17 protein-coding genes, 2 tRNA genes, 2 rRNA genes, 1 other RNA gene and 1 pseudogene are annotated in these 21,591 nt (G+C 45.1%); 10 read left to right on the top strand and 13 right to left on the bottom strand.

The window, feature by feature from the left end; translation table 11 throughout:
* Positions 1-12: 12 nt before the first annotated feature.
* The 3 genes from ELS82_RS10210 to ELS82_RS10200 are packed head-to-tail and all read right to left on the bottom strand — an operon-like array spanning position 13 to position 3,024.
* Positions 13-1,236 carry an FAD-dependent 2-octaprenylphenol hydroxylase gene (locus ELS82_RS10210; protein ID WP_134835387.1) on the bottom strand — a complete coding sequence of 408 codons (1,224 nt, stop codon included), beginning with the start codon at positions 1,234-1,236 and terminating at the stop codon, positions 13-15.
* Between the two features lie 24 nt (positions 1,237-1,260).
* A complete protein-coding gene (gene ubiH, locus ELS82_RS10205) occupies positions 1,261-2,436 on the bottom strand; it encodes a 2-octaprenyl-6-methoxyphenyl hydroxylase (protein WP_134835386.1) in 1,176 nt (391 codons plus the stop codon).
* Between the two features lie 12 nt (positions 2,437-2,448).
* Complete coding sequence (locus tag ELS82_RS10200; RefSeq protein ID WP_134835385.1) at positions 2,449-3,024, bottom strand: YecA/YgfB family protein; 576 nt, start codon at positions 3,022-3,024, stop codon at positions 2,449-2,451.
* Positions 3,025-3,261: 237 nt separating this feature from the next.
* Between ELS82_RS10200 and ELS82_RS10195 the strand changes: the two genes are divergently transcribed.
* The 5 genes from ELS82_RS10195 (at position 3,262) to serA (ending at position 6,640) form a co-directional block, all read left to right on the top strand.
* Positions 3,262-3,570, top strand: coding sequence for a cell division protein ZapA (locus tag ELS82_RS10195; RefSeq protein ID WP_134835384.1), 309 nt, complete (start codon positions 3,262-3,264; stop codon positions 3,568-3,570).
* Between the two features lie 21 nt (positions 3,571-3,591).
* Positions 3,592-3,775: non-coding RNA, 6S RNA (gene ssrS, locus ELS82_RS10190), on the top strand.
* Between the two features lie 32 nt (positions 3,776-3,807).
* Complete coding sequence (locus ELS82_RS10185; RefSeq protein WP_134835383.1) at positions 3,808-4,392, top strand: 5-formyltetrahydrofolate cyclo-ligase; 585 nt, start codon at positions 3,808-3,810, stop codon at positions 4,390-4,392.
* Between the two features lie 91 nt (positions 4,393-4,483).
* Positions 4,484-5,140 (top strand): ribose-5-phosphate isomerase RpiA, encoded by a 657-nt coding sequence (gene rpiA, locus ELS82_RS10180; protein WP_004415642.1) that lies wholly within the window; start codon positions 4,484-4,486, stop codon positions 5,138-5,140.
* A gap of 270 nt (positions 5,141-5,410) precedes the next feature.
* Positions 5,411-6,640 carry a phosphoglycerate dehydrogenase gene (serA, locus tag ELS82_RS10175; protein WP_134835382.1) on the top strand — a complete coding sequence of 410 codons (1,230 nt, stop codon included), beginning with the start codon at positions 5,411-5,413 and terminating at the stop codon, positions 6,638-6,640.
* Positions 6,641-6,704: 64 nt separating this feature from the next.
* Here serA and ilvN read toward each other — a convergent pair whose 3' ends face one another.
* The 6 genes and pseudogenes from ilvN to ELS82_RS10145 form a co-directional block, all read right to left on the bottom strand.
* Positions 6,705-7,199 (bottom strand): acetolactate synthase small subunit, encoded by a 495-nt coding sequence (ilvN, locus tag ELS82_RS10170; protein ID WP_134835381.1) that lies wholly within the window; start codon positions 7,197-7,199, stop codon positions 6,705-6,707.
* Position 7,200: 1 nt separating this feature from the next.
* Entirely contained in the window at positions 7,201-8,925 is a 1,725-nt protein-coding gene (locus ELS82_RS10165; protein WP_134835380.1) for an acetolactate synthase 3 large subunit, read from the bottom strand.
* A 437-nt stretch (positions 8,926-9,362) separates the two neighbouring features.
* Positions 9,363-11,171: an AMP-dependent synthetase/ligase gene (locus ELS82_RS10160; RefSeq protein WP_134835379.1), complete on the bottom strand. Its 1,809-nt coding sequence runs from the start codon at positions 11,169-11,171 to the stop codon at positions 9,363-9,365.
* Positions 11,172-11,337: 166 nt separating this feature from the next.
* Complete coding sequence (gene leuO, locus ELS82_RS10155; RefSeq protein WP_134835378.1) at positions 11,338-12,297, bottom strand: transcriptional regulator LeuO; 960 nt, start codon at positions 12,295-12,297, stop codon at positions 11,338-11,340.
* A 387-nt stretch (positions 12,298-12,684) separates the two neighbouring features.
* Positions 12,685-13,645: pseudogene (locus tag ELS82_RS10150) on the bottom strand (MJ1255/VC2487 family glycosyltransferase).
* Entirely contained in the window at positions 13,646-14,176 is a 531-nt protein-coding gene (locus ELS82_RS10145) for a phosphatase PAP2 family protein (protein ID WP_134835377.1), read from the bottom strand.
* A gap of 538 nt (positions 14,177-14,714) precedes the next feature.
* On the opposite strand from ELS82_RS10145, the gene leuA reads away from it, so the two are divergent.
* The 5 genes from leuA (at position 14,715) to ELS82_RS10120 (ending at position 20,524) form a co-directional block, all read left to right on the top strand.
* The gene (gene leuA, locus ELS82_RS10140; RefSeq protein WP_053440236.1) at positions 14,715-16,262 is read left to right on the top strand and encodes a 2-isopropylmalate synthase; all 1,548 of its coding nucleotides are present in this window, start codon (positions 14,715-14,717) and stop codon (positions 16,260-16,262) included.
* 56 nt (positions 16,263-16,318) lie between these two features.
* Positions 16,319-17,410, top strand: a complete 1,092-nt coding sequence (gene leuB, locus ELS82_RS10135; RefSeq protein ID WP_134835376.1) for a 3-isopropylmalate dehydrogenase — start codon at positions 16,319-16,321, stop codon at positions 17,408-17,410.
* Positions 17,411-17,607: 197 nt separating this feature from the next.
* Positions 17,608-19,008: a 3-isopropylmalate dehydratase large subunit gene (gene leuC, locus ELS82_RS10130; protein WP_134835375.1), complete on the top strand. Its 1,401-nt coding sequence runs from the start codon at positions 17,608-17,610 to the stop codon at positions 19,006-19,008.
* Between the two features lie 11 nt (positions 19,009-19,019).
* Positions 19,020-19,622: a 3-isopropylmalate dehydratase small subunit gene (gene leuD / locus ELS82_RS10125; RefSeq protein ID WP_134835374.1), complete on the top strand. Its 603-nt coding sequence runs from the start codon at positions 19,020-19,022 to the stop codon at positions 19,620-19,622.
* Between the two features lie 122 nt (positions 19,623-19,744).
* Positions 19,745-20,524: a DUF547 domain-containing protein gene (locus ELS82_RS10120; RefSeq protein WP_134835373.1), complete on the top strand. Its 780-nt coding sequence runs from the start codon at positions 19,745-19,747 to the stop codon at positions 20,522-20,524.
* Positions 20,525-20,989: 465 nt separating this feature from the next.
* Here the strand turns inward: ELS82_RS10120 and ELS82_RS10115 are convergent.
* From ELS82_RS10115 to rrf (ELS82_RS10100), 4 genes are all read right to left on the bottom strand, one after another.
* Positions 20,990-21,066: transfer RNA gene (locus ELS82_RS10115), tRNA-Asp, on the bottom strand.
* A 31-nt stretch (positions 21,067-21,097) separates the two neighbouring features.
* A 5S ribosomal RNA gene (gene rrf, locus ELS82_RS10110) occupies positions 21,098-21,213 on the bottom strand.
* Between the two features lie 57 nt (positions 21,214-21,270).
* Positions 21,271-21,346, bottom strand: a tRNA-Thr gene (locus ELS82_RS10105).
* A gap of 99 nt (positions 21,347-21,445) precedes the next feature.
* Positions 21,446-21,561: ribosomal RNA gene (gene rrf, locus ELS82_RS10100) — 5S ribosomal RNA — on the bottom strand.
* Between the last annotated feature and the right edge of the window lie 30 nt (positions 21,562-21,591).

Genomic DNA, 21,591 nt, shown 5'->3' with positions numbered 1-21,591 from the left:
TCAATCAAACTGCTACGATTTAATCACGCTTCGCTGAGCAAGCTTGGGCAAGTTACCTGTAAGACCAAGCGCACGCTTCATTATTTCATCTTTTGCGCCTGGTAATTGACCGACCAACTTCATACCAATACCACGAATCAGCTTCTTGGCAGGATTACTGCCTTCAAACAGGTCCTTAAAGCCTTGCATTGCTGCGATCATTTTCGCCGCTTCAGCTTTACGCCAACGCTCGTAACCTCTGAGGTTACGCTTAGTGCCGAAGTCTTCACCCTGTTGCCAAAGCTCGATCACTTCTTGCGCTAAACTGGCTGCGTCCAACAAGCCTAAGTTAACACCCTGCCCTGCAAGTGGGTGGATGGTATGAGCAGCATCACCAACCAAAGCAACACGTTCAGTCACAAAGTCACGGGCGTAACGCATTTTAAGTGGGAAGGCAAAGCGATCGCCTTCAACTTCACATAGGCCTAAGCGATTATCAAACTCTGTCGTGAGCGCTTTATTAAACTCGCGGTTTGACATCTCGACTAAGCGTTCCGCTCGGTTGGGTTCTGTTGACCAAACAATAGAGCTTAAGTTGTCTTCACCTAAAGGTAAAAAAGCCAATGGACCTTGTGGTGTAAAGGTCTGGCGAGCAATACGTTCATGCGCTTCTTTGGTACGAACATTGGCAACAATCGCACTGTGGCCATAGTCCCAATGAGTCAATGGAATATCTTGCTGTTTTCTCACCCAAGAGTTAGCGCCATCCGCACCCACAACTAATTTCGCAGTTAATGATTGGCCATTATCAAGCGTCAACCAAGCTTCACTTTCGCCCATTGCCATAGACGCACATCGCGCGGGCATAAATAGCGACACATTGGCTTGCTGTTTCACTTGGTCAAGCAGTGCCAATTGAATCACGCGATTTTCAACAATATGGCCGAGATCAGGCTGAGCAAGCTTCTGAGCTTCAAACTCTATGCGTGCGAAGCTATCTTGCTCCCACACTTCCATAGCACGATAAGGGGCCGCTCTGCGCTGCATTATCCCCTGCCATGCACCTAAGTTACGTAACACGGATTCACTTGAACGACTCAATGCAGAAACACGAACGTCTGGCAATGCACTCAGCTCGCTTTCAGGTTCGTGACTTTCAATCACGGCAATACGTAAATCAGTATCTTTAAATGCGGCCGCTAGCGCTAAACCGACCATTCCACCGCCAACAATCGCGATATCTACACTTTGCATCATATGTTTGTTGTCCTTGTTGCTGGCTTATCGAGCCACCAAGCCTAAAGTTCTTTTTAGTAGTGGGGCTTTTAGCGGGGCAAAGTTATCCATAGCGAACAGCCCCAAGTTACGACCTAAACGCATCGTCAAATAGTCATTAGAAAAGATATGCACTAGAGATGATGTCATTGAAATAGTCGCGTTGCGATCTTGTGCTCGCGCCTGCTTAAATTGTTTTAGAACGTTATATTCGCCTGGGTCTTGTGGCTGCTGGGCGATGCATTCCGCTAACGTCGCTACATCACGAATGCCCAAGTTAAACCCTTGACCTGCTATTGGGTGAAGTGTTTGCGCCGCATTGCCGACAATGGCAAAACGGTGTGAGACATTTTGCTCACGGTAACGCAGTAATAATGGGTAACTGGCTCGCTGTCCGGTCTTGTCTAATCGCCCGAGACGCCAACCAAAGCTCTCTTGTAACTTAGCCAAGAAAGCTTCGTCACTATAATTCATCACCTTGGCTGCTTCATCTGGTCTCAGACACCATACCAACGACATACGGCCCTCAGACATCGGCAGCAGTGCCACAGGACCAGATTCAGTAAAGCGCTCAAAAGCACGGCCCTGATGCGCTTGTTGAGTGGTGATATTAGCAATCACAGCCACTTGGTCAAAGTCATGCTCAGAAAGCGTCAGTCCAACCTGCTGGCAACAAGTAGACACCGAACCATCTGCCGAGACCAAAAGCTTACCTTCAACCTGTTGGTTACCGCTTAACGTCAGCTGCACTTTTTCTTGCTGTCGAACAACTTGCTCTACCGAGGCATGAATCAACTCAATGTGTTCATCTTGCTCAATTTGATGATGATAAATACGTCCTACATCGGCAAGCTCAACCACATAACCGAGCGCATCAACAGCCAGCTCTTCACTGGTTATATCTGTCATGCCTGCATGAGTGCGGTCAGAGACATGGATATGGGTAATCGGTGTTGCGACGCTCTGAATCTGCTGCCATAAGCCAAACTGATTAAGAATATTGACCGTGCCATAAGAGAGCGCAATTGAGCGAGAATCAAACCCAGGGTGCGCTTGATGATCAACCGGAAACGGCTCAATCACCGCAATAGAAAGCGGCTGTGATGAGAGCTTATTTATCGCCAGTGCTAACGTCATTCCAGCCATTGCGCCACCAGCAATGACCACATCAAACTGCTTCATTAACCTACCTACTTAGTGAATAGTTGGAGCGGCTTGCTGAGTTGGTCGTTGACCAAATTCCGAGTGAATCGTCAGTACGCACGCTTTAACATGCTCAATGACCTGCTCAAGCAGTTGCGCCTGCTCTTCTAGGTCGTCATCTTCATCAATGCCTAACTTAGAAATTTCTTCAAGATCAGCCAGTGCTTCCTTAACATCCTTAGAGGATTTTTTAAGTTCAGCATTCACCAAACCTAAACCAGAAATAAAGTGATTTACCCACTCAGCCAAGCCATCAGCAATATCAAACAGCGACGCGCTCGCTTCCTCATCCGGAAGCAGGATCTCAAGATCCATACCTGAGCCAGTAAGTTCACTGATGGTTGCATCTAACGCCGCTTGCGCTAACTGCAAGGATTTTGTTGGCCATCCCATACCTTCGCTGACATAGTCATAAACCATTGGCTGCCAGCTTTTATCCGTCAAACTAAGACCGCCACTGAGCATTCCAGTCAATAGACCGTGTAATTCAGCTGGATTGACCGCTAAACCGGCTGACTGTAAATCGCTGGCAAATGTCAGATAATCTGGTAGTTGTTTGTCGCTCATTAGAATGACCCAATTGAAATAAATAAGCTCAATCGTATCACTTACCAAAGCAGCCGAAAACGAACGATTACTCAATTGTGGGCACCTTTTACTCAATTTGCCCAATTACTGTGTTATTGTGCGCTGATTTACACTACGGGCTCTGGAAAAGCTTGAATCTTAATGGGCGTTTTTCTATAGTTTCTTCCTCGGTGATTGTTTGCTTTATCACCTTAGGCAACAGATATTAGAGTCGATATGAGTAATCAAGCGGTAGAAGTTGAAATCTTAGGTAAGTTAATGCGGGTAAACTGCCCTGCTGGACAAGAAGAGTCCCTAATTAACGCAGCCCAACGTCTAGAAAGCCGCCTGACTGAAATGGCAGAAAAGACTAAAATTACTAATGAAGTCCAATTGCTGACCTTTGTTGCCTTAAACTTTTGTCATGAGCTTGAAACTCGTGATAGCGATTCAAAGCAAGAACAAAATGCATTGTTTGAGCGCATGGAACAGCTCTCAGCCTCTTTAGATAGTGCAATGAGTAAAGTGAAGCCAGGACAGCAATAGCCTTTACAGTACCAACAAGAATTTACCCTGGAGTGTGCGTTAGGGGATTACGTCCCTGAGCCGATAAGCAATACTAAAGGGTTAGTACTTGGTTGCTATTGAGCAAGCTCGGCATGCACCGAGAAGCCTACGGTAACCATTGCTGATCCGCCCTGAACCAGCTGGTTCATGGGTCAAACATCTCCGACGACACTCTGGGGTATCCTCCTTTGAATACCCACAACCATGGGTAGTATCATGACACTCTCTCGACAAGACTTTCGTCAATCCATTCGTCATCGACGTAATCAGTTAAGCGATAGCTTCCAGCAGCAAGCGGGCCTCGACCTTTGCCAGCAATTTTTTTCTCTTCCTGAGATAAAATCTGCGCAACATATTGCTTTGTACTTGTCGGCAGACGGTGAAGTCGACACCATGCCACTGATTAAAAAACTGTGGCAAAGTGGCAAGCAGGTTTATCTACCGGTAATCCATCCTTTCTCGAAGGGGCACTTACTGTTTCTTCACTATACCCCTGAGACTCCAATGGTGCTCAACAAGTACCAAATCGCAGAGCCAAAACTCGACCAAACCCAGATCATTCCAGCCCAATCACTCGATATAATCTGCACGCCTCTGGTTGGGTTTGATTCAACGGGTCATCGCTTAGGCATGGGCGGCGGCTATTACGATCGCACCTTAGCGCCTTGGTTTAATACTGGCCATGGTCCTAAACCAATCGGTCTTGCTCACAATTGTCAGCATGTTGATGCACTACCGATTGAATCGTGGGATGTGCCACTGCCCAAAATTGTGACTCCAACCAAGGTTTGGCAATGGTAACTTTCTTCGCTCACTCATCACTTCAAGTATGATACGGATAAGGCTATAATCGCCGCGCAAACGTTAATACAACCTCTTTTAGGAGATGAGCATGACTCAAGATGAAATGAAGAAAGAAGCTGGCTGGGCTGCACTTAAGTATGTCGAAAAAGGCAGTATTGTTGGTGTAGGCACAGGTTCTACAGTGAATCACTTCATCGATGCATTAGGCACAATGAAAGAGGAAATCAAAGGTGCGGTATCAAGTTCAGTGGCTTCAACAGAGCGACTAAAAGAGCTAGAAATCGAAGTATTTGATTGTAACGAAGTTGCAGGTCTAGATATCTACGTTGATGGCGCTGATGAAATCAACGCTGACCGTGAGATGATTAAAGGTGGTGGCGCAGCGCTAACACGTGAAAAGATTGTTGCAGCAATCTCTGACAAGTTTATCTGTATCGTTGATAACACTAAGGCCGTTGACGTACTTGGTGAGTTCCCACTACCTGTTGAAGTCATTCCAATGGCGCGCTCTTATGTTGCACGTGAGCTGGTAAAACTGGGTGGTGACCCTGCATACCGTGAAGGCGTAACAACGGATAACGGTAACGTGATTTTAGATGTTTACGGCCTAAAAATTACTAACCCTAAAGATCTAGAAAACAAGATTAACGCACTACCAGGTGTCGTAACGGTTGGTCTATTTGCCCACCGCGGTGCAGACGTCGTAATCACTGGTACGCCAGAAGGCGCAAAAATCGAAGAGTAATAACAATTAACGCGATAGAGTCGCGAATCTTGTTATTTCATTACAGACGGCACCTATTGGTGCCGTTTTGCTGTTTATTCCTTTATTAATTATTGCTTATTCCGTAATTTTCTTACCCAAGCTGTATTTTTTTTGTTAACTTAGTGAACAGAAGACGCACAAGGAAAACGTTTGCGTCACCTTGTGAGGTAACGAAACGTTTGCTTTTATTACATTACATACTTTGTGCGCCAGTTAAGCCCCAATTTCCCCACTTTAAGGACGAAGATAATGGCCAAAGTTTCACTGGAAAAAGACAAAATTAAGATCCTCCTGCTAGAAGGTCTTCACCCATCTTCTGTAGAAGTACTTCAAGCGGCTGGTTACACCAACATTGAATATCACAAAGGCTCTCTACCAGAAGAAGAGCTACTAGAAGCAGTGAAGGATGTTCACTTCATTGGTATTCGATCACGCACCAATCTTTCCAAGGAAGTGATCAGCGCAGCTGAAAAACTGGTTGCGATTGGCTGTTTCTGTATTGGTACTAACCAAGTTGATCTTAATGCTGCAGCTTCACGCGGTATTCCAGTGTTTAACGCACCATTCTCAAATACTCGTAGTGTTGCGGAATTAGTCCTTGGTCAACTTCTTCTACTTCTACGTGGTATTCCAGAAAAGAATGCACTAGCACATCGTGGTATTTGGAAAAAGAGCGCCGATAACTCTTACGAAGCTCGTGGTAAACGCTTAGGTATTATCGGTTACGGCCATATCGGTACCCAACTAGGTATTATTGCTGAGAACCTTGGTATGCGTGTTTACTTCTATGATATTGAGAACAAGCTATCACTGGGTAATGCGACGCAAATCCATACCATGAGCGAGCTGCTTAATAAGTGTGATGTGATTACACTGCACGTACCAGAAACGCCAGAAACGAAAAACATGATGGGCGCTGAAGAGTTCGCTCGCATGAAGCCTGGCTCAATCTTTATCAACGCCGCTCGTGGTACTGTAGTTGACATTGAAGCGCTGTGTCACAGCCTTGAAGCGGGCCACATTGCTGGCGCTGCTATCGACGTGTTCCCTACAGAGCCAAAGACCAACGCTGACCCATTTGAGTCTCCACTACAAAAGTTTGATAACGTTATCTTGACGCCACACGTAGGTGGTTCAACTCAAGAAGCACAAGAAAACATTGGTGTTGAAGTGGCTGGTAAACTGGCTAAATACTCAGACAATGGTTCTACGCTATCAAGCGTTAACTTCCCAGAGGTATCACTGCCTGAGCACCGTGATTGCTCACGTCTACTGCACATTCACCAAAACCGCCCTGGTATCCTGACGCAAATCAACACCATCTTCGCTGAAGAAGGGATCAACATCGCAGGTCAGTATCTTCAGACGGCAGCCGATTTTGGTTATGTTGTGATTGATGTTGAGACTGGACGTTCGGAAGAAGCACTAGCAAAACTGAAGAGCATCGAAGGCACAATTCGCGCGCGTATCCTGCACTAATCACCAGTTGCCAGACACAAAAAAAACCACCGACTTATCGGTGGTTTTTTATATTTGCGACTCTTTAAGGTTTAAGAGAGCGCTCACCACGAGCAATGCCAACAACACCACTTCGTGCAACTTCTAAAACTTCAGTGACTTCTGAAAGCGCTTGAATAAAGGCATCAAGCTTCTCGCTTGTTCCGGCTAATTGAACCGTGTATTGCGAAGCAGTCACATCAACAATCTGGCCGCGGAAAATATCTGCAGTACGCTTCACTTCAGCGCGAGAGAAACCACTCGCTTTGACCTTAACCATCATCAACTCACGCTCAATATGATCGAGCTCTGACACTTCTTGAACCTTCAATACATCAATCAACTTATTCAGCTGTTTTTGAATTTGTTCCAGTTCCATATCATCAGAAATGGTGGTGATATTCAGGCGCGACAAAGTTTCATCGTCTGTCGGAGATACCGTCAATGACTCAATGTTATAAGCACGCTGAGAAAACAGACCAACAACTCGAGACAACGCACCCGGTTGGTTTTCCATTAGTAGTGAAATAATGTGTCTCATATTAAGTTCTCTCCGTCTTGCTTAGCCACATATTGTCCATACCTTCGCCTTTAATTTGCATTGGGTATACGTGTTCAGTTTCGTCTACATTGATGTCGACAAACACCAGACGATCTTTCATGTCCAGCGCTTGCTTCAAACCAGCCTCAAGCTGATCTGGTGACTCAATACGAATACCGACATGCCCATACGCTTCAGCGATAGCAGCAAAATCCGGAACAGAGCTCATGTATGAGTTAGAGTGACGGCCTTGGTAAATAATGTCTTGCCACTGTTTTACCATGCCTAAGAAACGGTTATTCAAGTTGATGATTTTAACAGGGATGTCGTATTGCATCGCCGTTGATAGCTCCTGAATATTCATCTGGATACTACCATCCCCTGTCACCACCACCACTTCTTCGTCTGGCTTAGCAAACTTAACGCCCATACCAGCTGGAAGACCAAAGCCCATCGTGCCTAGACCGCCAGAGTTAATCCAGCGACGCGGCTTGTTGAATGGATAATATAAAGCGGCAAACATCTGGTGCTGACCTACATCGGAGGCAACGTAAGCATCGCCCCCCGTCAATTTATGCAGTGTCTCGATAACTTGCTGTGGCTTAATACGTTCTGGAGAAGTTTCGTAAGATAAGCACTTACGATCACGCCATACTTGGATCTCATCCCACCAGCGATTTAACGCTTCTTGGTCATTGGTGCTGCCCTGCTCTTCAAGTAAGCTCACCATCGCCTGAAGCACTTTTTCTGCAGAGCCTACAATCGGTACATCCGCTTTAACATTCTTCGAGATCGACGACGGATCGATATCAATATGCATCACTTTCGCGTTTGGACAGTACTTCTCTAGGTTGTTTGTGGTTCGATCATCAAAACGAACCCCAACACCAAAGATAAGATCAGCATTATGCATCGCCATATTGGCTTCATACACGCCGTGCATGCCCAACATACCTAGCGCATTTTTGTGTGTGCCAGGGAAAGCACCAAGGCCCATTAAGGTACTAACAACCGGTAGGTTTAGCGCTTCAGCCAACTCTGTTAAATGCTGTTCAGCTTCAGAAATAACAGCACCACCACCGACATAAAGAACCGGCTTCTTGGCTTCTAAAAGTGTTTTCAAACCTTTTTTGATTTGCCCTTTATGGCCAGTGGTCGTCGGCTTGTAAGAGCGCATCGAGATCGATTCCGGGTACTCATACGGCAGTTTGATTTGCGGGTTCATGACATCTTTTGGCAAATCGATAAGCACAGGGCCAGGACGGCCTGTTGTTGCTATATAGAAGGCTTTCTTAACCGTTTCGGCAATATCTTCCGCTTTCTTCACTAGGAAGCTGTGTTTCACTACTGGGCGCGATACACCCACAATGTCACACTCTTGGAAGGCATCGTTACCAATCATATTGTTTGGTACGTTACCTGAAATAACGATCATTGGAATTGAGTCCATATACGCTGTCGCAATACCGGTAATGGTATTGGTCGCGCCAGGACCAGAACAGACGAGTACGACACCCGGATTACCGGTCGCACGCGCATAGCCATCAGCCATATGCGTTGCTGCTTGTTCATGACGAACAAGGACGTGTTTTATTTGGTCTGTCTTTGCATGAAGTGCATCATAGATATCGAGAACAGAGCCACCTGGGTAACCAAAGATCTGTTCAACGCCTTCTTCGATCAGAGATTGAACGACCATCTCTGCACCGGACAACATTGCTGCCATACTTTTCTCCTTAACCAGTTCTCCAAAGTGTAAGGTCAACACTCCGGGCTGGTTTTACATAGTCTAGGTCTTATTCGTAGCCTAAATCGAAATACTTCCACTTTTTCGGCTATGTCTTGTCTGCAGTTAAAATCAAACAAGTTCACGCAACAAATGTAACGTTTTATTAGCAACGGGTCTAATGCGACTCCTCTCTCAATTTAAACGATATGCTATTTTTCAACACTAAATCACAAAAACAGTCTGGCCAAATCGAGCAGATTAGAACTTTACACTAATAAAACCTATAAATACGTTGATTAATATCCAAGAAAAGTCACGCTTCGCGATACTAGGCAATCATTTTATTAAACCTAAAGTTGCAAAAAAAATCCCCCAAAGCAGGTTGAGTGCCTTGGGGGATTATTGAACAAGTAAGAAATTAACTTAGCGAAAAACTACTTTTTGTCTGGCTTATCACTATACATTTCTTCGATTTCGTCCTGATATTTGTCGTTAATGACTTTACGACGAAGTTTCTGTGTTGGTGTTAACTCACCATCATCCATTGAGAATGCTTTCGGCAGTAGCTTGAACTTTTTCACCTGTTCAAACTTCGCTAGCTCTTTCTGCAGGTCATTAACGCGCTTCTCTAGCATCTCAACAATTTGATGATGTTTAATCAGTTCGACACGATCGTGATACTTGATATTGAGCTCTTTCGCATACTCTTCAAGTGAATCGTAACAAGGAACAATCAGCGCGGAAACGAACTTACGCGTATCAGCAATCACCGCAATTTGTTCGATAAAGTGGTCTTTACCAATCGCACCTTCGATCATCTGTGGAGCAATGTATTTACCACCAGAGGTTTTCATCAGCTCTTTGATACGATCGGTAATGAATAAATTGCCGTTCTCATCAATATGTCCAGCGTCACCCGTTTTTAAGAAACCGTGCTCATCGAAAGTTTTCGCTGTCTCTTCTGGCATCTTGTAGTAGCCACGCATGACCATCGGGCCGCGCACTAAAATCTCATTGTTCTCGCCAATCTTAACTTGCGCACCTGGCATCGACATACCAATCGAATCAGGGTTAAAACATTTGTCATCCCAACAAGAAACGGTAGCGGTCGTCTCTGTCATACCATAGCCAAGCTTCACATTGATACCAATCGCATGGAAGAAGCGGCCAATCGTCTCATCCAGCTTAGCACCACCACATGGCATGAAGTTGATTTGACCACCTAGCAGCGCGCGCAGCTTAGATAGCACCAATTTATCAGCAAGGGCATGTGACTTTTTCAGCATTGCCGATGGCTTGCGCCCCTCTTGGTGACAAACCGCCATTTTGGCGCCCATGTTCACTGCCCAAGTAAATAGGACTTTGCGAATAAATGGCGCTTTTGCGACCTTTTCATGGATTGCTGAGAATATTTTTTCGTAGAAGCGCGGAACCGCACACATCACCGTAGGGCGAACTTCACTTAACGCATCACGCACTTGCATGGTGTCTTGCAGATAGCAGTTAGTCGCGCCTTTATAGAGCACATAAAATGTCCAAGCGCGTTCAAACACGTGTGATAGCGGCAAGAAACACAATGACACATCAGACTCAGATAGACTTAAGCGCTGATCATGGCCTTCAAGTTGCGCTGCGATATTGGCGTAATCAAGCATTACCCCTTTCGGTTGACCTGTAGTGCCTGAGGTATAGATAAGTGTCAGTAGATCATCGAAGTTAGCTTGAGCCAAACGCTCATCTAGTTCGGCTTGCTGCTCTGCTTGGGTGTTGGCAATAAACTGCTGCCAACCAATCGCATGTTCAAAACCACCAAGCTCAATGTCATCCGACATTGCGACAATCAGCTCTAACTGTTCACATTGGTCAAAGATAGAGACAGCAGCATCAAATTGTGGCTGCTCGCCAACAAACAAAATACGTACATCTGCGTCTTGTAAGATGTAGGCGGACTGCGCCGCTGTGTTCGTTGGGTAAATAGGCACTGTAACAGCGCGCAGTTGAAGCGCGGCAAAATCAGCCACTGTCCATTGTGGCATGTTGTTGGAGAAGATTCCGATCTTATCCTGAACTCTGATTCCATGAGCCAATAGAGCAAGTGATAGCGAGTCAACTTGCTGACCAAACTGCTTCCAGCTAATGCCGTTCCACATATTGCCGACTTTGTGCTTAAGTGCAATACGGTCGCTGCCATTGGCAATTTGGTCTCTAATTCGTTTTACGATATGAAAATCTAAGTTGGCCATTCTTCGTCTACCTTTAGCTTACACATGTAAGCTTTAATCAGCGCACAAGTGTACATTTCGGACTAGAAAAGGCAACTGATGAGCGTCAAAGTTATCAATATAAATAATAAAAAACCTCGGACAGTATTCACCATCCGAGGTTTTATAATTTCGATGATTGAGTCGATTAATCTAATGCAACGACTTCACCACAAATCATCATAAGCTGATCACGTAACCAGATATGACCTTTGTCTTTTTCGCTCGACTCGTGCCAGCTAAGGAAACCGCTGATCTTACCGTTTTCAAATGGGAAATCGATGACTTGTAGCTGATCTTTGTTCGCTGCGTTTTCTACCATCCAACGTGGAGCAATCGTCACTAGTTCAGATTGACCTACAACGTACAATACGTTGCTCAAGCTTGTACCTTCATAGTATGCCTGCACATCTAGATCGCGATACGCTTGCTCTGAGAAGCTACGCTGACCATGTACTTTCGATAGTTTAGCGTGACGTTCACGAAGCAGTGAGTCTGCCGTAACCGCACCTTGAACGCGAGGGTGGCCTTTCGACGCCACAACAACTAGCTCATCTTGGAAGATCTCAGTACTAGAGAAACCTTGCTCATCAAAACGCGCGTAATCAATCACAAAGTCGATCTCTTGGTAACGCATACGCTCTGCAAGCTGACGATCAAACTCCGCATCAAGATGAAGCTGCACATTTGGTGCTAAGTCATGAATCGTTGACATGATTTTCGGTGCGAAACGCATATCACATGGGCTGCAAATCGCGAGTTTAAACAGACGAGTTGATGTTTCAGGTGAGAATACTGAGCTTGGCAATTCGTTACGGATTAGCTGTAGAGCCTGACGTACAGGACCAAATAATTGGCGAGCTCGTTGAGTTGGCTGAATACCACGACCTTGGCGCATAAACAGCTCATCATTAAACATCACTTTTAAACGAGCAACGGCATTACTTACCGCCGGTTGAGACATACCTAGATTGTGCGCTGCACGAGTAATGTTTTGCTCTTGCATAACAGCGTCAAATACAGTTAATAGGTTTAGATCTACTCCACGTAAAGTACTTTCCATGCGGTAACTAGCAATAGCACTCATAGACTCTTTCTTGTCAATCATTAGGTAAGCCTCTTAATTCTTCAGCGTAAATGGTTCTTAATTCAATTTGAGTTGGAATAGAAAACCCAAGTCTCGTCTCATCCGTCATATTTATTTGTTAGATGTTTACTGACGAATTTCTACTATCGGCGAATCATTCAGCGTTTAGCAATAAGATTGACAATTAATCATCATTTTTTACTTATCAACTAAAAAAGTGCTTCAATTACAGACAATTACCCCATTTATAAAAAAAGGTAAATAGTTAGAGGTACCCTTGATATATAAATATTTGATATTAATTCCAAGTGTTACAGCAGAGTATCAGGTATCCACATGAGTTATTAATGACAACTCGGATACAAAAACAGCATCAATAGATGACACTATTAGGCATGAGTATTTATTCTAAACTCGCGTCACATAGCTGGGAAAATCAACTTTTTCCCACAAGGATTGTCTAAGCGCGGTCGTATCTTCCCACTCCCCTTGCTTAATCCAACATGCTAATGCAGTGGCTACATCTGGATAAGTGACACTTTCTGCACTCGATTCATCGAGCCAATGGCGTACTACCGAAGCATCCAAGATATCCATCCGCGTAGCGAGGCCTAACTCTTCCAAAGTTGCCACATTGCTCACTTGTTCAAACTGCCCTTTTAGCGGCTTAAGCTGGACTGGAATGCATCAAAGCTCAATGGAAAGAATTCAATATTTTCGATCTGCTTATGTTCGATAATTTCAGGATGAAAACAGACGAAGGATTGGCAGGTAAAGCGCAGCAGTAGCTCAGTGATATCATTGATACTTTCAAAGGGTAAATAGACCAATACAAATGCTTCTTCTGGGCACACTGAATTTATTGTATGGATAATAGGAGGCAAGATCGGCTGTTCAAAATGATGCCAGTGCAGACCGATATAGTGCTCCGCAGGCGCAAAGTACTCTATCACTTGTCTATCGAGCCAATTCGCTCCTTGTAAAGGGACCGCATAACGAAACGCATTTTGATGACTGACGCTGATGGACGGGACGCCTCGTTTTTTGGCAGCCCATGCTGATACCGGCTCAAAGTCATTCAGCACCAAATCATAGTGAGACAAATTCAAACTATTCACATCGTTCCATAGCTGCCACAAGTTATTAGACATGAATGTTTTCGCGTAGTTAATACAGCCTCGCTCAGTGGTAAAAGAAAGACCGCGACGAGTTTGATAATCGCCAAATTCTTCCATAGAGAAGTACTTGGCTTTTTCTCGCCCTGTAAATAATCGACCTCAATCCCCTGCTCGACCAAACAGCGCGACATGGCCCGAGCACGAGCAATATGACCATTTCCAGTACCTTGTATGCCGTAAAGAATTTTCATTTATATTCCTCCCGCCAACAACATTGCTAACTTAGCGCAGCCGACTCCCAATGCAGCCCCAAGAATCACATCGGTAAGGAAATGAACACCAAGTAAAATACGCGCGCTGGCAATCAAGCTAGCCCAAGCGAACGCAAATATTGTCAGGTCGACATACCAATATGACATGAGCGTCGCCATCAAAAATGCCGCAGCCGTATGTCCTGACGGTAAGCTGTAGCGGTCACTTGGGGTAATAAATGAGGTAACAAGTTCTGAACAGTCATGGGGACGTCGACGCTTAAAAAGATTTTTTACTCCCCAGTAAATTGGCAACTCGATAGCAAAGGCCATAAGACCGACTAAAAGGAACTGCTGGCCGTTACCCCCTCCAAAACCACTCGCGGCTAACCCAAAGAACGCATAAAGGTGACCATCTCCTGTATGCGAAATAGCCCTACTCACTCTAGACAGAGGATACGAGAATTTGTGCTGCAAACAGAAAAGCGAAAACGCCAGATCTAATTTGGCAATTGGCTCGATAGAACGCATTACCGACTCCTTTTGTACGGTGTTACGCTCAAGCTAAATAGAGTTAATGACAAGTGGGTGACGCTTTCACTGAGTTTCAATGACAGTGTAGCTCCAAAGTGAACATCAATTGTAAACGACCAAATAACAGCGAAGTGAGTGAAAGCAATCGTTCACATTCATAAATTTAATGAAAACAGCCGTTAAGATTGTCAATTTTGTCGGATTCTTGATTGAACTGATCTGACTTGCACAAAAAAGTGACTTTAGGGTTGACGTTACCTCTCGAGTGCGGTACTAATTTGTTAACTTAAATATGTGGATTATTTAACGCCCTTGAAGGAACCGTTAACAATGATGAACCGTTTTTCTATCCTGCTGAGCCTCCTCCTTATCGTGAAAACATCGCGCGGGTAGGCTGTGGAAGAAAAATAACCACAAAGATTTTCAAAAAGCCCGCACTCAGATGCGGGTTTTTTTATACCTAGCTTTTTATCGCTAAGTAATGGAAGTAAACGATTAACAGGTGCAAAAGCATCGAATCACTAAGGAAGCACTCATGAACGATCAAGTCATTATCTTCGACACCACTCTACGTGATGGCGAACAAGCGTTGTCAGCAAGCTTGACGGTTAAAGAAAAACTGCAAATTGCCTACGCACTTGAAAGGCTGGGTGTGGATGTGATTGAAGCGGGTTTCCCAGTTTCATCACCAGGTGATTTCGAGTCTGTTCAGACCATCGCTCGCAATATTAAAAACAGCCGTATCTGTGGCCTTTCGCGTGCCGTAGCAAAAGACATAGATGCAGCAGCTGAAGCGTTAAAAGTTGCTGACCAGTTCCGTATTCATACCTTTATTTCTACTTCTACTGTCCACGTTCAAGACAAATTGCGCCGTAGCTATGATGACGTAGTTGAAATGGGCGTTAAAGCCGTCAAACACGCTCGCAAATACACGGATGACGTAGAGTTTTCTTGTGAAGATGCGGGTCGTACTCCAATTGATAACCTATGCCGCATGGTCGAAGCTGCCATTGATGCTGGCGCGAACACTATCAACATCCCAGATACCGTCGGCTACACAGTACCAAATGAATTTGGCGGTATTATTCAAACGTTATTTAACCGCGTACCTAATATCGATAAAGCAATTATCTCTGTGCACTGTCACGATGACCTAGGTATGTCTGTTGCGAACTCAATTGCAGCTGTGCAAGCAGGTGCTCGTCAGATTGAAGGTACTATCAATGGTATCGGTGAGCGTGCAGGTAACTGTTCGCTAGAAGAAATTGCAATGATCATCAAGACTCGCCAAGAGCTGCTAGGAGTTCACACTGGCCTAAAACATGATGAGATTCACCGTACAAGTAAGCTAGTTAGCCAGCTTTGTAATATGCCGATTCAAGACAACAAAGCTATCGTAGGCGCTAATGCGTTCAGCCACTCTTCAGGTATTCACCAAGATGGCATGCTTAAGAACAAGAATACCTACGAGATCATGACGCCGGAATCCATTGGCCTTAAGAACCAAGCGCTAAACCTAACTAGCCGCAGTGGTCGCGCCGCAGTGAAGAGTCACATGGACACCATGGGCTACAAAGAAGACGAGTACAACCTAGATGCTCTATACGAAGACTTCTTGAAACTAGCGGACCGTAAAGGCCAAGTATTTGATTACGACCTAGAAGCTCTAATGCACTTCTCTAACTTGCGTGAAGAAGATGACTTCTACAAGTTGAACTACCTCAGCGTGCAATCAGGTAGCGTAATGGCAACCACCAGTATCAAACTGCAATGTGGCGATGAAGAGCAATCTGAAGCTGCGGTAGGTAATGGTCCTGTTGATGCGTTATACCAGTGTATCTATCGTGTAACGGGTTATGATATTGTTCTAGACAAGTTCGATTTAACCGCAAAAGGCGAAGGTGAAGACGGGCTAGGTCAAGCGGATATTATTGCTAACTACAAAGGCCGCAAATATCACGGTACCGGTGTTTCAACCGATATCGTAGAGGCTTCTGGCCAAGCGCTACTACACGTTATCAACAGCATTCATCGTGCTGACAAAATCGCTGAGATCAAACAGAAAAAAATCGAAACAGTATAAGTAAGACTCCAGGGATGCGAGTCGTCCCTGGAAGACATAAAAATTAAAGGAATAACATGACAGACAAATCATACAACATTGCCGTTTTACCAGGCGACGGCATTGGCCCAGAAGTGATGGCTCAAGCGCACAAAGTTCTAGACGCGATTGAGAAGAAACACAGCATCAAATTTACTCGTGAAGAGCATGATGTTGGCGGTATTGCCATCGATAACCACGGTTGTCCACTACCTGAAAGCACAGTAAAAGCCTGTGAAGATTCAGATGCAGTGCTGTTTGGCTCAGTTGGCGGCCCTAAGTGGGAACACCTACCACCAAACGATCAGCCAGAGCGTGGCGCACTACTTCCACTGCGCAAGCACTTCCAATTGTTCTGTAACTTACGCCCTGCACAAATTCATAAAGGCCTAGAAGGCTTCTCACCGCTGCGTGCTGATATTTCCGGTAACGGCTTTGATATTGTTGTGGTACGTGAACTGACTGGTGGTATCTACTTCGGTCAACCTAAAGGTCGTGAAGGCGAAGGTCCAAACGAGAAAGCATTCGACACTGAGGTTTACCACCGTTTCGAGATTGAGCGTATCGCTAAGATTGCTTTTGAATCTGCTCGTCTACGTGACAAGAAGGTATGTTCTATCGATAAAGCTAACGTACTTCAGAGCTCTATTCTATGGCGTGAAGTGGTTGAAGAAATCGCAAAAGACTACCCAGATGTTGAGCTTTCACACATGTACATCGATAACGCGACAATGCAGCTAATCAAAGATCCTGCCCAGTTCGACGTCATGCTTTGTTCAAACATCTTCGGCGACATCATCTCTGATGAGTGCGCAATGATCACCGGCTCTATGGGCATGCTTCCTTCAGCATCACTAAACGAAAGTAAGTTTGGCCTATACGAACCTGCAGGCGGCAGTGCTCCTGACATCGCAGGTAAGAATATCGCAAACCCTGTGGCACAAATTCTATCAGCAGCATTAATGCTACGTTACAGCCTAGGTGAAGAAGCTGCAGCGCAAGATATTGAAGCCGCCGTGTCTAAAGCTCTATCAGCAGGCGAGTTAACAGGTGACCTTTCTGGTGATAAGCCTGCATTATCGACCTCTGAGATGGGCGATAAGATCGCAGAGTACATCTTGAACTCGTAATTACCGAATACACAAACACAACAGATTAAAGTCGTCATTAATAATACCAACCCAATGACAGAGGTATTTCCTCTAAGTCATTGGTGCTACAGCAAGGCAGTGAGAGCAATCAGGCCTAGGAGTTTAGTCCGCTAAATGACTAGGCTGATTGTTCGAAACTAACGCCGCTGTGGTGACAAAGACGACGAGGAAGAGCAATGGGCAAAACATTATACGAAAAAGTCTACGACGCACATGTTGCCGTAGCCGCTGAGGGTGAAAACCCAATTCTTTACATCGACCGCCACTTGGTTCACGAAGTAACGTCACCACAGGCGTTCGATGGTCTACGTGAGAAAGGTCGTAAGGTACGTCAGGTCAGCAAAACATTTGCAACTATGGACCACAACGTTTCTACACAAACCAAAGACATCAATGCGTCAGGTGAGATGGCACGTATCCAGATGGAAACGCTATCGAAAAACTGTGAAGAGTTTGGCGTCAGCCTTTACGACATCAACCACAAGTACCAAGGTATTGTGCACGTAATGGGCCCAGAGCTAGGTATTACCCTACCGGGTATGACTATTGTTTGTGGTGACTCACACACGGCAACACACGGCGCATTTGGCTCGCTAGCGTTTGGTATTGGTACTTCAGAAGTTGAGCACGTACTAGCGACTCAAACGCTAAAACAAGCGCGCGCGAAAACGATGAAAATTGAAGTGAAAGGTAAGGTAGCTCCCGGCATCACAGCAAAAGACATCGTGCTAGCCATCATTGGTAAAACTACTGCTGCAGGTGGTACTGGTTACGTAGTCGAGTTCTGTGGTGAAGCAATTACTGATCTTACGATGGAAGGTCGTATGACGGTATGTAACATGGCAATCGAGCTAGGCGCGAAAGCAGGCCTTATCGCACCAGATGAAACTACATTCGAATACATTAAAGGCCGCAAGTTCTCACCACAAGGTGAAGACCTAGACGCTGCTATCGAGTATTGGAAATCGCTAAAAACTGACGATGATGCAAAGTTTGACGCAGTAGTAACGCTAAATGCAGCAGACATCAAACCACAAGTAACTTGGGGAACTAACCCTGGCCAGGTTATCGCCGTTGATCAACCTATTCCTGCTCCTGAAAGTTTTGCTGACCCAGTAGAAAAAGCTTCTGCTGAAAAAGCATTGGCTTACATGGGTCTAGAAGCGGGCAAAGCACTATCAGACTACAAAGTCGATAAAGTATTCGTTGGCTCTTGTACTAACTCACGTATTGAAGACATGCGAGCTGCAGCTGAAATTGCTAAAGGTCGTAAGGTTGCCGCGAATGTCCAAGCGCTTATCGTACCTGGCTCTGAGCAAGTTAAGGCTCAAGCGGAAGCTGAAGGCTTAGACGTAATATTTAAAGATGCAGGCTTTGAATGGCGCCTACCTGGCTGTTCTATGTGTCTAGCGATGAATAACGACCGCTTAGGTCCAGGAGAGCGCTGTGCATCAACTTCAAACCGTAACTTTGAAGGTCGCCAAGGACGTGATGGTCGTACACACCTAGTTAGCCCGGCAATGGCAGCGGCAGCAGCGATCGCTGGTCACTTTGTTGATATTCGTGAATTAGACTAAGGAGCAAACAGATGTCAGGTTTTAAACAACACACAGGCTTGGTCGTTCCTCTAGATGCCGCGAACGTCGATACCGATGCAATTATCCCAAAGCAGTTCCTACAAAAAGTATCTCGCCTAGGTTTCGGTAAGCACTTATTCCATGATTGGCGCTTCCTAGATGATGCTGGTGAGCAAGCCAACCCAGAGTTTGTGATGAATGCTCCTCGTTATCAAGGTGCTTCAATCCTGCTTGCTCGTGAAAACTTCGGCTGTGGATCTTCTCGTGAGCATGCACCATGGGCACTGGCAGATTACGGTATCAAAGCAATGATCGCTCCAAGCTTCGCCGATATTTTCTACGGTAACTCAATCAACAACCAAATGGTGCCTGTTCGTCTAACTGAGCAGGAGGTTGATGAGATCTTCCAGTTCGTGGAAGCAAATGAAGGTGCTGAGGTTGAAGTCGACCTAGAGGCGAACTTGGTTCGTGCAAATGGTAAAGAGTACTCATTTGAGATTGATGAGTTCCGCCGTCACTGTCTCCTTAACGGTTTAGACAATATCGGTCTGACTCTTCAACATGAAGATAAAATTGCTGAATTCGAAGCAAGTATTCCAAATTTCTTGAAATAATCTTTATTCAGAGATGAACTAAAAAGGTTGGCGCTGGCCAGCCTTTTTTATTATGTCGCGAAACAAACTAACGATAAGTTAGGTCTAGTAGTTAAAGCATAAAGATTAAGAGACTTAACCCAATGATACGTATTGTTACTCTACTATTAACCCTATTTTCATTACACGCCTTTGCGGCACCAAAGTCAGATCTTTGGCCTTATTGGCAGCAATCTAATCAAAGCAATACCGCTACTATTTCCCATCAAGAATGGCAGTCTTTTCTTGATAGCTATTTAGTAGCAGAGGGTGACAACACGCTGGTAAAATATGGTTCGGTATCAGTTCAAGACACGCAGAAACTCAATCATTACATCGATTCACTCTCTGCCGTTGATCCTAGAGAATACTCGCTGAATGAACAGTACGCGTATTGGGTTAACCTCTATAACGCGATTACTGTCGATTTGATCCTCGATGACTACCCAGTGAAATCTATTACTAAGCTTGGCGGCTTGTTCAGTTTTGGTCCCTGGGGAGATAAAGCGGTAAATGTCGCAGGTAAAGATCTCACCCTCAATGATATTGAGCATCGAATCCTTCGCCCTATTTGGAATGACCCACGAACTCACTACGCGGTTAACTGTGCAAGTTTAGGCTGCCCAAACCTGCAGGTTGAAGCATTTACTTCAGAAAACACGGAACAACTGTTAGAAAAAGCAGCAAACGAGTTCATTAACAGTGATAAAGGCGTTTTACTCTCTGGTGATAATGTTCAACTTTCATCTATTTATGACTGGTTCGCTGAAGACTTTGGTAACAAACAAGAATTGGTTCAACACCTAGCCAAGTATCGCCCTGAATTGAGTACTCTCAGTGGCAAGTTTAGCTATGAGTATGACTGGGATTTGAACGATAAATAGTAGTGAAAAGGAAAAGTTTTAACAGGGTTGGCACTTAGTGCCAGCCCTTTTTTATTATTGCAATTCTCGACATTAAGGAACGAAAGCGTTAAATGGACCTTATGACGAGTCGAAAACCCGAGGATATTCCCTACTCACTCCTTCGTCGTTTTATGGAATGGCAGTTACTTTCGGCGTTTCACGCTTACTAAAACGACAAAAACCAGTCAGAAGACTGGGTTTCTAAATAAATGGCGGGCGGCCTAGTTTACGTTCAATTGGACTCGCACACGAGCGGGGCTCGTTGGTCGCAGAAAAAATAATAACCTTATAGATGCGAATAAGCCCTAGCATTTCTGCTAGGGCTTTGTCTGAATAAGTTTCGGACGGCCGGGGTTGCGGGCAACCGGGGCTCGTTCCCTGAAAGGGAATTTATTATGCTCTAAAACGACAAAACCCAGTCCGAAGACTGGGTTTCTAAATAAGTGGCGGAGCGGACGGGACTCGAACCCGCGACCCCCGGCGTGACAGGCCGGTATTCTAACCAACTGAACTACCGCTCCGCACTGGTTAGACTCTAGAGTCTAAATAAGAACCTGGCGATGTCCTACTCTCACATGGGGAAACCCCACACTACCATCGGCGCTAATTCGTTTCACTTCTGAGTTCGGCATGGAATCAGGTGGGTCCAAATCGCTATGGTCGCCAAGTAAAATTCTTTACGTTTTGCTTTAGGCTCTTAGTAAAAGCATAAAACAAACAGTAACTGGTGCTGATACCCAGACTCGAACTGGGGACCTCATCCTTACCAAGGATGCGCTCTACCACCTGAGCTATATCAGCATCAAGATGTCCTTTAGGACTAAAAAAGCCCGTTCTTTCAAACGGGCTCTTCTATACCTTTTTGTCTTCACTTTTTTAAAAAGTGAAAATAAATTGGAAGCCTGGCGATGTCCTACTCTCACATGGGGAAACCCCACACTACCATCGGCGCTAATTCGTTTCACTTCTGAGTTCGGCATGGAATCAGGTGGGTCCAAATCGCTATGGTCGCCAAGCAAATTCTTTAATTCGGAAAGCTGTTTTCG

The sequence above is a fragment of the Vibrio ouci genome (assembly GCF_004551525.1).
GTDB lineage: Bacteria > Pseudomonadota > Gammaproteobacteria > Enterobacterales > Vibrionaceae > Vibrio > Vibrio ouci.
This window is presented reverse-complemented; position numbering and strand designations above follow the sequence as displayed.

Bases quoted from the DNA above. Each gene is read 5' to 3' on its own strand.
- ELS82_RS10210 (WP_134835387.1), bottom strand. From the start codon at position 1,236: ATGATGCAAAGTGTAGATATCGCGATTGTTGGCGGTGGAATGGTCGGT.
- ubiH (WP_134835386.1), bottom strand. From the start codon at position 2,436: ATGAAGCAGTTTGATGTGGTCATTGCTGGTGGCGCAATGGCTGGAATG.
- ELS82_RS10200 (WP_134835385.1), bottom strand. From the start codon at position 3,024: ATGAGCGACAAACAACTACCAGATTATCTGACATTTGCCAGCGATTTA.
- ELS82_RS10195 (WP_134835384.1), top strand. From the start codon at position 3,262: ATGAGTAATCAAGCGGTAGAAGTTGAAATCTTAGGTAAGTTAATGCGG.
- ELS82_RS10185 (WP_134835383.1), top strand. From the start codon at position 3,808: ATGACACTCTCTCGACAAGACTTTCGTCAATCCATTCGTCATCGACGT.
- rpiA (WP_004415642.1), top strand. From the start codon at position 4,484: ATGACTCAAGATGAAATGAAGAAAGAAGCTGGCTGGGCTGCACTTAAG.
- serA (WP_134835382.1), top strand. From the start codon at position 5,411: ATGGCCAAAGTTTCACTGGAAAAAGACAAAATTAAGATCCTCCTGCTA.
- ilvN (WP_134835381.1), bottom strand. From the start codon at position 7,199: ATGAGACACATTATTTCACTACTAATGGAAAACCAACCGGGTGCGTTG.
- ELS82_RS10165 (WP_134835380.1), bottom strand. From the start codon at position 8,925: ATGGCAGCAATGTTGTCCGGTGCAGAGATGGTCGTTCAATCTCTGATC.
- ELS82_RS10160 (WP_134835379.1), bottom strand. From the start codon at position 11,171: ATGGCCAACTTAGATTTTCATATCGTAAAACGAATTAGAGACCAAATT.
- leuO (WP_134835378.1), bottom strand. From the start codon at position 12,297: ATGATTGACAAGAAAGAGTCTATGAGTGCTATTGCTAGTTACCGCATG.
- ELS82_RS10145 (WP_134835377.1), bottom strand. From the start codon at position 14,176: ATGCGTTCTATCGAGCCAATTGCCAAATTAGATCTGGCGTTTTCGCTT.
- leuA (WP_053440236.1), top strand. From the start codon at position 14,715: ATGAACGATCAAGTCATTATCTTCGACACCACTCTACGTGATGGCGAA.
- leuB (WP_134835376.1), top strand. From the start codon at position 16,319: ATGACAGACAAATCATACAACATTGCCGTTTTACCAGGCGACGGCATT.
- leuC (WP_134835375.1), top strand. From the start codon at position 17,608: ATGGGCAAAACATTATACGAAAAAGTCTACGACGCACATGTTGCCGTA.
- leuD (WP_134835374.1), top strand. From the start codon at position 19,020: ATGTCAGGTTTTAAACAACACACAGGCTTGGTCGTTCCTCTAGATGCC.
- ELS82_RS10120 (WP_134835373.1), top strand. From the start codon at position 19,745: ATGATACGTATTGTTACTCTACTATTAACCCTATTTTCATTACACGCC.